General features: G+C 66.2%; 13 protein-coding genes. 3 read left to right on the forward strand and 10 right to left on the reverse strand.

The genetic code is table 11. From position 1 onward, the window contains the following. Positions 1 to 3 precede the first annotated feature (3 nt). Together DCG74_RS19135 and DCG74_RS19140 are read right to left on the reverse strand one after the other, a co-directional pair. The gene (locus tag DCG74_RS19135) at positions 4 to 1,050 is read right to left on the reverse strand and encodes an ABC transporter substrate-binding protein (RefSeq protein ID WP_172784486.1); all 1,047 of its coding nucleotides are present in this window, start codon (positions 1,048 to 1,050) and stop codon (positions 4 to 6) included. 45 nt (positions 1,051 to 1,095) lie between these two features. After that, positions 1,096 to 2,190: an ABC transporter ATP-binding protein gene (locus tag DCG74_RS19140; protein WP_172784487.1), complete on the reverse strand. Its 1,095-nt coding sequence runs from the start codon at positions 2,188 to 2,190 to the stop codon at positions 1,096 to 1,098. Between the two features lie 88 nt (positions 2,191 to 2,278). Between DCG74_RS19140 and DCG74_RS19145 the strand changes: the two genes are divergently transcribed. After that, complete coding sequence (locus DCG74_RS19145) at positions 2,279 to 3,667, forward strand: amidase (protein WP_172784488.1); 1,389 nt, start codon at positions 2,279 to 2,281, stop codon at positions 3,665 to 3,667. Here the strand turns inward: DCG74_RS19145 and DCG74_RS19150 are convergent, their stop codons facing one another. Together DCG74_RS19150 and DCG74_RS19155 are read right to left on the reverse strand one after the other, a co-directional pair. After that, positions 3,668 to 4,417: an aspartate/glutamate racemase family protein gene (locus DCG74_RS19150; protein ID WP_172784489.1), complete on the reverse strand. Its 750-nt coding sequence runs from the start codon at positions 4,415 to 4,417 to the stop codon at positions 3,668 to 3,670. It lies immediately after the preceding gene. 3 nt (positions 4,418 to 4,420) lie between these two features. Then, positions 4,421 to 5,131: a GntR family transcriptional regulator gene (locus DCG74_RS19155; protein ID WP_172784490.1), complete on the reverse strand. Its 711-nt coding sequence runs from the start codon at positions 5,129 to 5,131 to the stop codon at positions 4,421 to 4,423. Positions 5,132 to 5,362: 231 nt separating this feature from the next. Here DCG74_RS19155 and DCG74_RS19160 point away from each other — a divergent pair, with 231 nt between their 5' ends. Both DCG74_RS19160 and hydA read left to right on the forward strand, forming a co-directional pair. Then, positions 5,363 to 6,076, forward strand: coding sequence for an aspartate/glutamate racemase family protein (locus DCG74_RS19160; protein WP_172784640.1), 714 nt, complete (start codon positions 5,363 to 5,365; stop codon positions 6,074 to 6,076). Further along, complete coding sequence (gene hydA, locus DCG74_RS19165) at positions 6,037 to 7,497, forward strand: dihydropyrimidinase (RefSeq protein WP_172784491.1); 1,461 nt, start codon at positions 6,037 to 6,039, stop codon at positions 7,495 to 7,497. The genes DCG74_RS19160 and hydA overlap by 40 nt, the downstream gene beginning before the upstream one ends. A 238-nt stretch (positions 7,498 to 7,735) precedes the next feature. On the opposite strand, the gene DCG74_RS19170 is transcribed toward hydA, so the two are convergent. Genes DCG74_RS19170 through DCG74_RS19195 form a run of 6 tightly spaced genes read right to left on the reverse strand, consistent with a single transcriptional unit; the run spans position 7,736 to position 13,715 of the window. Then, a complete protein-coding gene (locus DCG74_RS19170) occupies positions 7,736 to 8,362 on the reverse strand; it encodes an FMN-dependent NADH-azoreductase (RefSeq protein ID WP_172784492.1) in 627 nt (208 codons plus the stop codon). Positions 8,363 to 8,365: 3 nt separating this feature from the next. Beyond that, on the reverse strand, positions 8,366 to 9,940 hold the full coding sequence (locus tag DCG74_RS19175) for an isochorismatase family protein (RefSeq protein WP_172784493.1): 1,575 nt from the start codon (positions 9,938 to 9,940) through the stop codon (positions 8,366 to 8,368). 18 nt (positions 9,941 to 9,958) lie between these two features. Continuing rightward, positions 9,959 to 10,807, reverse strand: a complete 849-nt coding sequence (locus tag DCG74_RS19180; protein ID WP_172784494.1) for an MBL fold metallo-hydrolase — start codon at positions 10,805 to 10,807, stop codon at positions 9,959 to 9,961. A 30-nt stretch (positions 10,808 to 10,837) separates the two neighbouring features. Next, entirely contained in the window at positions 10,838 to 11,722 is an 885-nt protein-coding gene (locus DCG74_RS19185; RefSeq protein ID WP_172784495.1) for an amidohydrolase, read from the reverse strand. After that, the gene (locus DCG74_RS19190; protein ID WP_172784496.1) at positions 11,719 to 12,837 is read right to left on the reverse strand and encodes a VWA domain-containing protein; all 1,119 of its coding nucleotides are present in this window, start codon (positions 12,835 to 12,837) and stop codon (positions 11,719 to 11,721) included. Before DCG74_RS19190 ends, DCG74_RS19185 begins: the two co-directional genes overlap by 4 nt. Beyond that, positions 12,834 to 13,715, reverse strand: a complete 882-nt coding sequence (locus DCG74_RS19195; protein ID WP_172784497.1) for a MoxR family ATPase — start codon at positions 13,713 to 13,715, stop codon at positions 12,834 to 12,836. Before DCG74_RS19195 ends, DCG74_RS19190 begins: the two co-directional genes overlap by 4 nt. Positions 13,716 to 13,724: the final 9 nt, after the last annotated feature.

Genomic DNA, 13,724 nt, shown 5'->3' on the forward strand with positions numbered 1-13,724 from the left:
AGCTCAGATCTTGATCTCGCGGTTGAAGCGTTCGATCCAGGCCGAGCGCTGCTCGTTGATCTTCTTCCAGTCCTGGAACACGAACTTCTTCTTCAGCTCGGCCGTGTCCTTGGCCAGCACACGCGCGATCTCTCCGCCCATCGTCACCTTGGAATTGGTCGGCACGATCAGATAGGGCGGGTTCATCAGCGTGGTCTGCACCTCTGGCGTCAGCGCCGCCTCGATCAGCTTGAAGGCGAGCTCGCGGTTCGGCGAATTCTTGACGATGTGGATCGTGGTCTTGAAGGCGATCGCGCCTTCCTTCGGCGCCACGAACTCGACCGGCACGCCGCGCGCCTTCAGGATCTGGATGGCGTTGAAATTGCCGGGCGAGATGTCGATCTGGCCCTGCTGGAACAAGGTGGCGAGCGCGCCGGGATTGGCGGCGACCGCGGCGAGGCTGGGCTTGAGCTCCTCCAGCGCCTTGAAGCCGGGATCGACATTGGCCTCCGAGCCGCCGCGCATCTTGGCGATCTCGACCAGCCAGCCGGTGCCGAGCGTCGAGTTGAGGTTGGTGATGCCGACGCGGCCCTTGAACTCCGGCTTCCAGAGATCGGCCCAGGAGGTTGGCGGCGTCTTGACCGCTTCCGGATTGTAGGTGAGGCCGACGACCTGGAAGAACGGTGCAGGGCCCATCGGCTCCTGCGCCTCGGCGATCAGATCTTTGTAGTACGCGCTCTTCTCGACCGGATAGGGCTCGACCAGATCCTGGCCGACGGCGACGAGGGCGGGGCCGGGATCGTGCAGCATGACGTCGATCGGCGGATTTGCTTTCGCCGCGTTGACCTTGGCGATCTGGTCGACCGAGAGCATGGGATCGAGCACCATCGCGGCATCCGCATTGGCTTTGCGGAACGCGGGCACCAGCACGGCCTTGTGCGCTTCCTCCCAGCTTCCGGTGAAGGTCGCAAACACCAGCGGCCGCGCCTGGGCGAAGCTCAGGCCGGGAAACGCCTTCATGGCCCCGAGTGTGAGCGCCGTGGTCAGCAGGCTTCTGCGGTTCATGATCATGTCAAACTCCCCTCTGGACTGGATCTAAAGCGTTCTGGACTGGATCTAAAGCGTTGCGGGAAAGGCATTGGCGAGCGATGGGGCAAGCGGTGCGAGGCGCACCGCCGCGCCGTTCTCCAAAGCTCGCGTCTCGCCGATGCGTGCCTGAGAAACCTTGACGCCGGACCCGTCGGCCGTGGTGACCTCGTGCACGACGGTGGCGCCGAGCGGCAGCGACATGCCGACGACGCCGGCAAAGCCGGTCTCGTCGCCGACGAATTGCAGATGCTCGGGGCGGATGCAGACGGTGACGCGGCCGCCTTCGCTGAGTGCACCGCCCGCGGGCCGTGCGATGATCTCCGCGCCGGCATCGAGACGCACCTTGGCAGCAGTGCGGTCCGCCGAGACCACGACACCGGGCATGCGGTTAGTGGAGCCGACGAAGGTGTTGACGAATAGCGTCTGCGGACGGTCATAGACGTCCGATGGCGAGCCGAACTGCTCGAGCTTGCCATGGCTCAGCACGGCGACACGATCGGCCATCGACAGCGCTTCCTCCTGGTCGTGGGTCACGATCAGCGTGGTGATGCCGGAGACGCGCTGCAGCCGCTTGACCTCGATCTGCATGTCCAGCCGCAAATTCTTGTCGAGCGCGGCGAAGGGTTCGTCGAGCAGCAGGATCGACGGCTTGATCGCGAGCGCGCGGGCGAGCGCCACGCGCTGCTGCTGGCCACCGGAGAGCTGCCGCGGCAGCCGCTCGGCCATCGCGGGCAATTGCACCAGCTCCAGCAGGCGCTGTGCCTCGCGCTGGCGTGTCGCCTTGTCGATGCCGCGGGCGGCGAGGCCATAGGCGACGTTCTCGCTGATCGACAGGTGCGGGAACAGCGCGTAGTTCTGGAACACGATGCCGACGGCGCGCTTGTTCGGCGGCAGCGCATCGACGATGTCGTCGCCGATGATAATCCTCCCTTGCGTCTGCGCGATGAAGCCCGCGATGATGCGCAGGAGCGTTGTCTTGCCGCAGCCGGAGGGGCCCAGCAGGGCGATGATCTCGCCGCCCTTGATGTCGAGATTGATGTTCTCGACCGCAAGCGCGCCACTCGGATACCGGTGGGTGACCGCATCGACGACGAGCGATCGGCCGCTTGGCGCATCAGCCATGGTGTTGCCTCCCGTTGCTCCCAAGGAGAAAGCAAGTCTTGTGCCCGCACCTGTCGCTTTTCGGCGAGCGCTTTGGCATGGTGGTCCGATGACATCGGACGGATCGATTTGCGACCTCACGGCCACCGAGCTTGCCCGCACCATTGCGAGGGGCGAAGTATCCTCGCGTGAGGCCGTCGAAGCGCATCTGGCGCGGATTGCGAGCCTCGATCCGCAATTGGCGGCATTCGTGACGGTGGATGCGGACGGCGCCCGCCGCGCTGCGCGGATGTGCGATGCGGCCTCCGCGCCGGTCGGCCCGCTGCACGGCGTGCCCATAGGCATCAAGGACCTCACCGACACTGCGGGACTTGCGACGACTTACGGATCGGTGCTGTTCCGCGATCACGTCCCGGCCGAGGATGATCTCGTTGTGGCGCGGCTGCGGCGCGCCGGCGCGATCATTCTGGGCAAGACCAACACGCCGGAGTTCGGCTTCGGCGCGGTCTGCACCAACAGATTGCGCGGACCGACACGCAATCCGTTCGATCCCGCGCTGACCTCCGGCGGATCGTCCGGCGGCTCTGCCGTCGCGGTCGCATCCGGCATGGTGCCGCTGGCGCATGGCACCGATTTCGGCGGCTCGGTGCGCACGCCCGCCAGTTTCTGCGGCGTCGCCTCGATCCGGCCGACGCCCGGCCGCATCCCGTCGCCGCGCCGGCCGCTCGGCTGGGACATGCTGGCGACCCACGGCTTCCTCGCCCGTGGTGTCGATGATCTCGAACTCGCGTTGTCGGTCTGCGCTGGAGGCGATGCGGATGATCCGCTCTCGCTCGGCAGCGCCGGTGATGATCCACCCATCGCTGGCCGTCCCCGGATTGCCGTCACGCCCGATTTCGGTGTCGCGCCCGTTGCACACGAGGTTCGTGTGCGCTTCGCTGCGGCTTGCGAGTCGCTCGCGCGTGTTGCCGATGTCGTGCCGTCCTCGCCCGATTGCAGCGGCGCCATCGAAGCCTTCCGCACCTTGCGAGCCGCGCACATCGCGAACAGCTATGGCGACTTGCTGAGGACGCGGCGTTCTGAGCTCACGCCGACGGTGATCTGGAACATCGAGGCCGGCGCAAACCTCTCCGCGCAGGACTACCTCACCGCCGAGCGGCGTCGCACCGCGATCTATCGCAGCTTTCGCGAGCTGTTCACTGTTACCGATTTCCTGGTCGCGCCGGCTGCGTCGGTCTTTCCCTGGCCGAATGAGATCAGCGACATCACTGCCATCGATGGGGCCGCGCTCGAGACGCCGATCGATTATCTCGCCGTCACCTTCATCGTGTCGCTGGTCGGTTTTCCGGTCCTGACCTTGCCGGTGCCGCGCGGGGAGAATGAGCTGCCCTTCGGCATCCAGATCATCGCGCCGCCGGGATGCGAATCCCGCTTGTTTGCCTTCGGCCGCATGCTCGAAAACGAACTGGGTTTTTCGCATCGCCGGCCGCCTCTCTGATCAGCTGTCGCGATGTTCGAGCCGGGCGGCGAGCGCATCGGCAAGGCCCATGGTCGGCTTGGCGGCGGGCCGGCGGAACGTGCCGGCGCTCGCCTTGCGCAGACGCAGCGCATGCAGCGCCTCGGCTTGCTTCACTGACGCTATGACCTGATCGACCACGGGGACGGGGATCCGGTCGGCAACGCGCTCGGCAAGGCCCGAGAGCGGGGCGCCGGCGAAGATCAGCACATCGGCCTCGTCCTCGACGATGGCGCGCCGGGCGAGCTCGACCAGCACGTCCTCTTTCTCGGTGCCGACCTCGGAGATCGCCTGAAACGGCGTATCCAGCATGCGGATGCCGGCGCAGCGCTCCCACAGGCCGTGGGCGCGGACGCATTCCTCGTACCAGGGCCCTAGCGCCTGAGCGAAGGTGACGATGGCAAAGCGGCGTCCAGCCATGCACGCGGTCAGCATCGCCGCCTCCGCCATGCCGACCACGGGAATGTCGAAGCTCTCGCGCGCGGCGAACAGGCCGGGATCTCCGAACGCCGCGATGATCGCGGCGTCGACCTTCCTGTGCTGCTCGGCCAGCATTTCCAGCGCGATGGCGCCGCCGATCTGCGCCTCGGTGCGGGTCGCGATATAGGGCACGCCGCGGGTCGCGGTGCAGGGGATCAGCTCGGTGCCTTCTGAGGCCGCGCGCTGCCCGACCTCCAGCATCAGCTGCGTGACCTCGGTGCTGGTGTTGGGGTTGAGCAGCAGCAGCTTCATGGTTCAGGCCGCCGTCCGCTTGGCCTGAGAGGCGGCGAGGACTTCCAGCAGCGCCGTGCCGGTGCGCGCGACATGCGCGCCGAGCAAGCGGCCGGCCGCTTCGCCGTCGCGCGCTTCGAGGGCGGCGAGGATGTCGGCGTGCTCGTCGACCGAATTGCTCCAGCGCCTGTCGGCGCCGAGCGCGAGATAGCGCGCGCGCTCGGCGCGGGAGATCAGCGTCTCGTGCGCCTCGCGCAGCGGCGTGTTGCGCGCCATGCGGACGATGGTGTTGTGGATCTCGCCGTTGAGTGCGAAATAATCGTCGAGCTTGCCGTTGCGGTGATGACCTTCCATCCGGGTCTGCAGCGTGCGCAGGCGGGCGAGATCGCGCTCGGTGGCGCGCTCCGCGGCAAGCTCGGCGGCGAGCCGCTCGATGCCGGCGAGGGCCTCGAACAATTCCGAGATGCCGTCGACCGCGATATCGGCAATGCGCGGGCTGCGGTTGGGACGCAGCTCGATCAACCCTTCCGCCGCCAGCACCTTCATCGCCTCGCGCAAGGGGGTGCGCGATACGCCGAGCTCCTTCGACAGTTTCGTCTCCTGGGTCTGCGAGCCCGGCGGCAGCTCGCCGCGAATGATCATCGTCCGCATCCGCGCGGCGGCGCGCTCATGCAGTCCCATTCGCTTGAGCTTGGGCGACTTTCGCCCCGGGTTCGGTTCGGATTTCTGCTGCACGAGAGATTTCCTGCTTGCAACTCATCCTAGCCATCCCGAGCCGAAGGCGATGCCCAAATAGGCGACGTATGTGGCTTAAAACAAATGCATATCGAACAAATTGCATGCAGTATGCAAATTGCCGGTTGCGCGCACCACGGGGGATGCCGATGATCGTTTCGAGGGAGCGTTCATGCGTTCCACGGCAACGGAGCGATCGTGACCGATGTAGTCTTGCGCAAACGCCTTGGCATGATCACGCCGTCCTCCAACTCGGTGCTCGAGCCCGTCACCAGCGCCATGCTGGCCGGTGTCTCCGGCATCACCGCACATTTCTCGCGCTTCCGCGTCACCGAGATCGCGCTCGATGCCGCCGCGCTGAGCCAGTTCGATGCCTCGGTGATGTTGCCGGCGGCCGATCTGCTGGCGGATGCCAAGGTCGACGCGATCGCCTGGAATGGCACGTCCGCAAGCTGGCTCGGCATCGGGCGCGACCGTAGCCTGTGCGAGGCGATCATGGCGCGCACGAATGTTCTGGCAACGACATCGACGCTGGCCTGCATCGATGCGGCGCGCGCGCTCGGCGCGAGGCGCATCGGCCTGGTCTCGCCCTATACCGACGACGTGCAGCGGCGCATTGCCGACGTCTGGGCCGAGGAGGGGATCACCCCGCATGCCGAGCGGCATCTCGGCTTGCGCGACAACTTTTCCTTTGGCGAGGTCGCGCCGGCGACGATCGCAGGCATGATCCGGGCGGTGGCGGCGGAGGGGTCTGACGCCATCGTCATTCTCTGCACCAATCTCGATGGTGCGGCGCTTGCGGCCACGCTGGAGCGGGAGCTGGACATCGCCGTGCTCGATTCGGTCGCGGTGACGCTGTGGCGGACCCTCGGCCTCGCGGGCGGAGATGTGACGGCCCTTGCGCAATGGGGGCGGATCTTCCACACAATGCAAAAGATCAAGTGACGGAGACATCAGTGACGCAGCTCGACCTCACCATCCGCGGCGGCACCATCGTGACGGCCAGCGACGAGTGTCGCGCCGATATCGGCATTCGCGACGGCCGCATCGTCAGCATCGCCGATCGTATCGAGGGCGCGGCCCGCGAGATCGATGCGACGGGTCTATTGGCGCTGCCGGGCGGCATCGACAGCCACGTGCATATCTCGCAGCCTTCAGGCCCCGACGTGGTGATGGCCGACGACTTCGCCTCGGCGACGCGCGCGGCGGCGGCCGGCGGCAACACCATGGTGCTGCCCTTCGCGCTGCAGGAGAAGGGCACCTCGCTGCGCACCTGTGTCGAGAACTATCGCAAGCTCGCTGAAGGTGAGTGCTACATCGATACCGCCTTCCATCTCATCATCTCCGACCCGACTGCCGTGGTGCTCGGGCAGGAGCTGCCGGCCCTGGTCAAGGACGGCTACACCTCGTTCAAGGTGTTCATGACCTATGACGACCTCGTGCTCAGCGACAAGCAGCTGCTCGAGGTCTTCGACGTTGCGCGCCGCGAGGAGGCGCTGGTCATGGTCCATTGCGAGGGCTACGACGCCATCCGCTTCCTCACCAGCAAGCTGGAGCGCGAAGGTCATCTCGCGCCGTACTATCACGGCACCTCGCGGCCGCAGGCGGTCGAGCGCGAGGCGACGCACCGTGCCATCAGTCATGCCGAGGTGATCGGCGTTCCCATCATGATCGTGCACGTCTCCGGACGCGAGGCGATGGAGCAGGTGCGCTGGGCCCAGCAGCGCGGCCTGCCCGTTCACGCCGAGACCTGCCCGCAATACATCACGTTGACGGCCGATGACATGAAGGGCCTCAACATGGATATCACGGGCGCGAAATATGTCTGCTCGCCGCCGCCGCGCGATGTCGAGAGCCAGAAGGCGATCTGGGAAGGCATCGCGTCGGGTGTGTTCCAGACCTTCTCGTCCGATCACTGCCCGTTTCGCTACGACGATCCCAAGGGCAAGCTGACGCCGAACGCCCGCACCTCGTTCCGCTGGGTGCCGAACGGCATTCCCGGCGTCGAGACGCGGCTGCCGATCCTGTTCTCTGAAGGCGTCTCGAAGGGCCGCATCACCCTGCAGAAGTTTATCGAGCTGACGGCGACCAACCACGCTCGCATCTACGGCCTCTATCCGCGCAAGGGCTCGATCGGCGTCGGTTTCGATGCCGACATCGTTCTCTGGGATCCCAAGTTGAAGAAGCCGATCCGGCAGGCCGATCTGCATCACGGCGCGGACTACACGCCGTGGGAAGGTTTTGAGGTCACGGGATGGCCGGTGACGACGATCGCCAGGGGAGAGGTCGTCTGCAGCCAGGGCCGCATCGTCGGCAGCAAAGGCGCAGGCCAGGTGCTGAGCCGGGGCAAATCGAGCCTGATCTGATCCGGCGCGACACGCCGCCATCGCGCTTCAAAGCGCGATGAGATTGGGATTGATTTGCTGCGACGACGGTAGTGGGCCCCCTCTCCCGCTTGCGGGAGAGGGGTGGGGAGAGGGTGCTTCCGCAATGGGACAATCCCCAAGAGGAGAAAGCCCTCACCCGGCGCTTCGCGCCGACCTCTCCCGCAAGCGGGAGAGGTGACCGACCGCGGCAATCGATTCAACCTAAATCGATCGCGCTTCAGAAGGTCGCGGCGATTGCAGCGAGGCGTTGATGGGCCCTTTCACGGGCGGCATCGATCGGCTGCTGCGGTCCGGTGGTTGGACCGATCAACACGAAACGGACATTGCTGATCCCGATGAAACGCAGGATTTCCCGCAAGTAGGGCGTTGCCATATCGATGCGACCGCGGTTCATGCCGGTGGCAAAATCGCTGCCGCTGGCGATGATCACCAGCGTCGGCCGGTCCTGCAGCAGCGGAAGATATCCCTGCGATGGATCGAATCGAAAGGTGAGGCCGGGCTGGACGATGATGTCGAACCATTGCTTGAGCTTGTAGGGAAGGCTGAAGTTCCACATCGGGGTCGAGATCAGCACGCGATCGGCGAGTGAGAAGCGCAGCGCCATTCGCTCGGCCTCGGCAAAGCTCTCGCGTTGCGCGTCGGTGAAGCCTTGAGCCTTCATGCGCGCATATTTGGCTTCGACGATAGGGCCCGTGAATTCCGGCATCCGCTCACGCCAAATGTCCACGACGTCAACGTCCCAATCCGGCCGAGTCTGGCGGAAGCCATCGAGAAAGACGCGCGCGCCGGCCGTCGAGACGGACTCGGCGCGCGGCGAGCAGGACAGGTGCAGGAGCTTTGCCACAGCTCATCCCAGCGCTCTGATGACGGTGTCGGCCCTGGTCACGATCGCGACGTTCTGCATGGCGAAATTGATTGAGGCGTTGTGCCAGTCGGCATTCATGGTCGAGCAGCAATCCTCGGGGACGATCATGAAATAGCCCTTGTCGGCGCCGGTCCGCGCGGTGTGCTCGATCGACATGTTGGTCCAGGCGCCGGTGTTGATGATCATGTCGCGGCCGGTCGCTTTCAGGATCGTCTCGAGGCGCGTGCCTTCCCATGCGCTCATCCGCATCTTCTCGACGACGAAATCGCCGGGCCGTGGCTCGAGGCCTGAAACCGGAGCCGCGCCCCAGCTTCCGCGCACCATCGCCTTGCTGTCGACGAGGCCTTCGAACAGCGGCGCGTTCAGCGTGACGCCGGGTGCGCCGGGCTCGACCACGAACCAGACATGGATGATGGCGACGCCGCGGGCGCGTGCGGCTTCCGCGAGGCGCCGCACATTCTCCACGACGTGCTGCTGCTTGGCGTGACCGGGCGCGCCGGACTCGGCGAAAGCCCCGCCGTCCATGATGACGTCGTTCTGGAGATCCTGGATGATCATGGCGCAGCGTTGCGGATCGAGCCGCATCTCGCCCTCGGTCAGAATAGGCGCGGCTGGCGATGAGCTCGGGCTTGTTCCGCCACCAGCGCGCCGGCCGCTCATATAGGGCTCATGCCGCGGGCCGACCTTGGTCGGAATCGCATACACCGAATGCGTCGAGGTGAGGTAAAGCGTGCGGAAATCCGGCCCGCCCCAGGCGAGGTTGGCGACGAGTTCGGGCAGGCGGACCTTGCCGAGCAGTTCGCCGCGCGGCGAAAAGACCCAGACGCCGCCGGGCGCGGTAACCCAGACATTGCCGTGCTGATCGGACTTCATGCCGTCGGGCAGACCGGGCTCGAGCTCGGACTTGATGCCGCTCGCAAACACGCGCGCATTCGACAGCGAGCCGTCGCTGTTGACGTCGAACGCGCGGATCAGAGCCTGCACCGTGTCGTTGACGTAGAGCAGCTTCTCGTCCGGCGAGAAGCACAGCCCGTTCGGCTGGTCGAACAAACTGCGCTCGACCACGAGCTTCGGCTCGCCGCCCGGCACGACGCGGTAGACGCCCTGGAAGCCGAGCTGGCGCGGCCGCTCGACACCATAGACCGGCATGCGGCCATACCAGGGATCGGAGAAATAGATCGCGCCGGATGAATGCACGCAGACGTCGTTCGGGCTGTTGAGCTCCTGGCCGCCGAAATGCGAGGCCAGCACCTCGCGCCGTCCGTCCGGGCGTTCGCGAACCAGCGACGAGGTCGCGTGCTCGCAGACGATCAGATTGAGCTCGGCATCATAGGTCATGCCGTTGCATTTGTTCGACGGGCGTTTGACCTCGACGACGCCGCGCCGCGCATCCCATCGCCTGCGCACGTCGCCCGGCATGTCCGAGAACAGCAGATAATGATCGACCGGGTGCCAGATCGGCCCTTCCGTGAAGTCGAAGCCGGTGCCGATCTGGGCGACCGGCGCATAGGGATCGATCAGGGTCTCGAACTCGCTTCGCAGGGTGACATGCGTCATCGGTCGATCCTCGACATTTCAAGCCGGGAACCAGTTGCGCTGGGGCAGCGATTGAACAATGGGGCCGGGGACCTGATCATGCAGCCGCCCCACGACATTGCCGCCGTCGATCTTGGCGGGCCGGTCGTGGACCGGGAGCAGGTAGCGCGAATTGCTGAGCAGCTTCTTGATCGCCGCCTTCTCCGCGCGCTTGGTGGTGCCGTGGTTGCCGGTGGTGCGCGGCTCCCAATCGTGGATTTCATGGAAGGGCGTGACGATCTGGTCGTTGAAATCGTAGATCACGTCGCCGCAGATGGTCGCGATGCCGTCGGCGGTGTGGACGATGATGTTCATCGAGCCCTCGGTGTGCGCGTTGGCGGCGTCGCAATAGACGCCGGGCATCAGCTCGATCGGTCCGGTGATTTCGAGATCCAGGAAGCGCAGCGCGCTCTTGGTGTGCAGGCGGTCGATCAGGTGCTTGATGTCGGGCGCCGGATATTGCGGATGCATCAGGCCCGAGACGGAATATTCGAGCTCCTTGCGGTTGAGCACGACGGTCGTGTTCATCGGGAACAGATCGTCCTTGCCGGCATGGTCGATGTGCAGATGGGTGTGACAGACGAAGCGGACGTCGCCCATGCGGACGCCGTGGCGGGCGAGCTGGTTCTCGATCATGTTCTCATGATACTGGAGTCCCCGCATACCCAGCGTCTCCATGATCTGGTTGGAGCGATAGCCGGTGTCGACCACGACCGGATAGGGGCCGCCGAGGATCAGGAAGCCGAGGGTGAGGACGCGGCGGGTGCGGCCGCAGTCGCGGCCGAGCACCAGGAAGCTCGATTCCAGCTCGATATCGCCGTAGTCCAGGATCTTGATCTCCAGCGCCATTCGTTTCCCTCCTGTCTCGTTTCTTGTCTGTCAAAGCCGATAGACGCGCGTTGCCGTCGTCCTGAAGATCGCATCCTGTTGCTCCGCACTGAACGGGGCGGCGGCGGCGCGAAAGGCTCCGACGAGCTCGCGATAACTGGTCCACAATTTCTCGATCGGAAAATTGGAGCCGAACAGGCAGCGCTCGGCGCCGAAGATCGCGACGGTATCGGTGAGCACGGCGGCGATATGCGCGGGATCGTTGCGGTGGATGAAGGTGCCGAGCCCGGACAGTTTCGAGACCACGTTCGGACAAGTCGCGATCCGGGCCATCCCGGCGCGCCAGGCGGCCCGTCCAGCCGGCGAGAGATCCTCGAGCATGCCGGCATGCTGGAGGATGAAGGTCACGCCGGGACAGGATTCGGCGAGCTGCGCAGCATCCGGCATCTGCGGCGTGAAGACCTGGAGGTCAAAACTCCAGCCGTAATCGGCCAGACGCGCGACGTTACGACGGATCACGGGATCGGCGCAGAGATCCGGACGCGGCGCGAAGCGATAGAGCGGGTTCTCATGCCAATGCAGCTGCATACGTACCCCGCGCAGCAGTGGGTAGCGCTTGAGGCGGTCAAGCTGCGGGCGGACGTCGTCCGCCGCGAAATTGGCGTAGGCGACGATGGCGTGCGGCCAGCCGTGTTCGTCGGAGGTGCGCTGCACCCAGGCTGCCTCCTCCTCGAAATGCTCGGGCGCCCAGTTGGTCTGCACATAGACCGAACGGGTGACGCCGCTGCCCTCGAGATCGTCGAGATATTCCTGGATCGGATAATCGCGCCGGATCGGCTCGTACGGTCCGAAGATTCGAGGCTGCATCGGGCCGATCAGCCAGGGTAGGTCGGCCTGCCGCCAGATGTGATGATGGCCGTCGACAATACCGTTCACGCAGCTCTCCTTCCCAGTGCCAGGACGTGGGCGACGATGGATGCGCTCGATCCGCCGTCCACGAGATCGTCGACGAAGCGTTCGATCGCGACCAGCGCTTCGGTCTGCGGACGGAAGCCGGGACCTGTCGCGAGCGGCGTCAGCCAGCTCAGCCGCCAGGCCCGCCGCGATAATTTCGCGACGGCGTCGCGAAGGGCGTCCGGCTCGCCGCGCTCGAGCCCGTCGGACACGATGATTACGGCGGCGCCGCGGGCGTAGCCGCCGAACCGCGGGACCGCCAGGAAGGCTTGCAGCGCGTCGCCGATCCGGGTGCCGCCGTCCCAGTCGCTGACCAGATGGGCCGCGGCGCTCAGCGCCTGCTCGCGGCGTTTCAGCCGCAGCACGCGGGTGACACGGGTCAGCCGCGTGCCGAAGGTGAAGACCTCGACGTTAGGCGCAGCCTGCACCAGCGCATGCGCAAGCTTCATGTTCTCCTCGGTCCGGCTCTTCATCGAGCCGGAGACGTCGATCAGCAGCAAGACTTTGCGCGGCCGTTGCCGCCGCCTCATGTGGCCGAGGCGCAGGATCTCGCCGTCGCTGCGGACGCTGTCGCGCAAGGTGCGGCGGAGGTCGGCAAAGGGGCCGCGGCGCGCCCGCATGCGGCGGTGCCCGCGCCGCCGCGGCAGGCGCCGCGGGGCCTCGCGAGCCAGGCGCCGGAGGGCATCGGTCGTGGAGAGCTGCGCGAAGCGGCGCTCGACCAGCGCCTCGGCGCGCGTCGCGGTCAGACCGGACTCGTTGGCGTCGTCGGCGAGCAGGGGCTCTTCGTCGCCGCGACCTTCCTCCTGCAGGCGGACGGTCTCGTCGTCCTCGCCGTCTTCGGCGCGCTCGATCGCTTCGCTGCCGCGGAAATGCAGGTCGAACAGCCGGTCGAAGGTGGCGCGGCGCTCGGGCGGCGGGGCGAGGGTGGCGAGCGCAGACTGCCTGATGTCCTCGAGCTTGCGTGGTCCGAGCAGCGCGATCGCGGCGAGGAACGCAGTGGTCTGCTCCGGCGCGACGGCGAAGCCGTTGGCGCGCAGCAACGCGACGAATGAAACAAAGGTGCGGGCGGCGCGTGGGAGCTGCAGATCGGTGCTCATGCGGTCGCCTCCGCGAGCATGGCATCGAGCCGCGGCGCGATGAAGTGCAGATCCTCTTCGTCCTTCAGCGCCACCCCGATCGAGCGCTTGAAAGCATCAGGCCAGCGCGCGCCGCCCTTGTTGAGGAGGGTCGCGGCCTCGGCCCAGTCGACGGCTTCCGCGATGCCAGGCGCCTTGCTCAGCGGCTCGCGCCGCAATCTCTCGACGGCCGCGACGACGGCGCGGGCCGTGGCTTCGGCGACGCTGGATGCGCGCATCATGATGATCCGCGCCTCCCGCTCGGCGCTGGGATAGTCGATCCAGTGATAGACGCAGCGGCGGCGCAAGGCTTCGTGCAGATCGCGGGTCCGGTTCGAGGTCAGCACGACGACCGGCCGCTCGGCGGCGCGGACCGTGCCGCGCTCGGGAATGGAGATCTGGAAGTCGGAGAGGAATTCGAGCAGGAAGGCCTCGAACTCCTGGTCGGCGCGGTCGATTTCGTCGATCAGGAGCACGGTGGAATCGGGCGCGCGCAGCGCGGCCAGCATCGGTCGTTCGATCAGGAACGTCTCGCCATAGATGTCGATGCTCTCATCGCCGGCCTGGCGGATCGCCAGCATTTGCCGCGGATAGTTCCACTCATAGAGCGCGGCAGACGCGTCGATGCCCTCGTAGCATTGCAGGCGGATCAGGCGGCGGCCGAGCACGGCGGCAATGGCTTTTGCGGCTTCCGTCTTGCCGACGCCGGGCGCACCTTCCAGCAGCAGCGGCTTGCCGAGGGCGAGTCCGAGATAGGCGGCGGTCGCGAGGCCCTCGTCGGCGAGATAATACGCTGCCCGCAGCGCCTTCTCCAGCGCCTCGGGGCTGTCGATGCCGACGATGTTGCTGCGAACCGCCACGGCCGAGCC

The sequence above is a fragment of the Bradyrhizobium sp. WBAH42 genome (genome assembly GCF_024585265.1).
Taxonomy (GTDB): Bacteria; Pseudomonadota; Alphaproteobacteria; order Rhizobiales; family Xanthobacteraceae; genus Bradyrhizobium.

Bases quoted from the DNA above. Each gene is read 5' to 3' on its own strand.
- DCG74_RS19140 (WP_172784487.1), bottom strand. From the start codon at position 2,190: ATGGCTGATGCGCCAAGCGGCCGATCGCTCGTCGTCGATGCGGTCACC.
- DCG74_RS19180 (WP_172784494.1), bottom strand. From the start codon at position 10,807: ATGGCGCTGGAGATCAAGATCCTGGACTACGGCGATATCGAGCTGGAA.
- DCG74_RS19145 (WP_172784488.1), top strand. From the start codon at position 2,279: ATGACATCGGACGGATCGATTTGCGACCTCACGGCCACCGAGCTTGCC.
- DCG74_RS19190 (WP_172784496.1), bottom strand. From the start codon at position 12,837: ATGAGCACCGATCTGCAGCTCCCACGCGCCGCCCGCACCTTTGTTTCA.
- DCG74_RS19160 (WP_172784640.1), top strand. From the start codon at position 5,363: ATGATCACGCCGTCCTCCAACTCGGTGCTCGAGCCCGTCACCAGCGCC.
- DCG74_RS19175 (WP_172784493.1), bottom strand. From the start codon at position 9,940: ATGACGCATGTCACCCTGCGAAGCGAGTTCGAGACCCTGATCGATCCC.
- DCG74_RS19150 (WP_172784489.1), bottom strand. From the start codon at position 4,417: ATGAAGCTGCTGCTGCTCAACCCCAACACCAGCACCGAGGTCACGCAG.
- hydA (WP_172784491.1), top strand. From the start codon at position 6,037: ATGGGGGCGGATCTTCCACACAATGCAAAAGATCAAGTGACGGAGACA.
- DCG74_RS19135 (WP_172784486.1), bottom strand. From the start codon at position 1,050: ATGATCATGAACCGCAGAAGCCTGCTGACCACGGCGCTCACACTCGGG.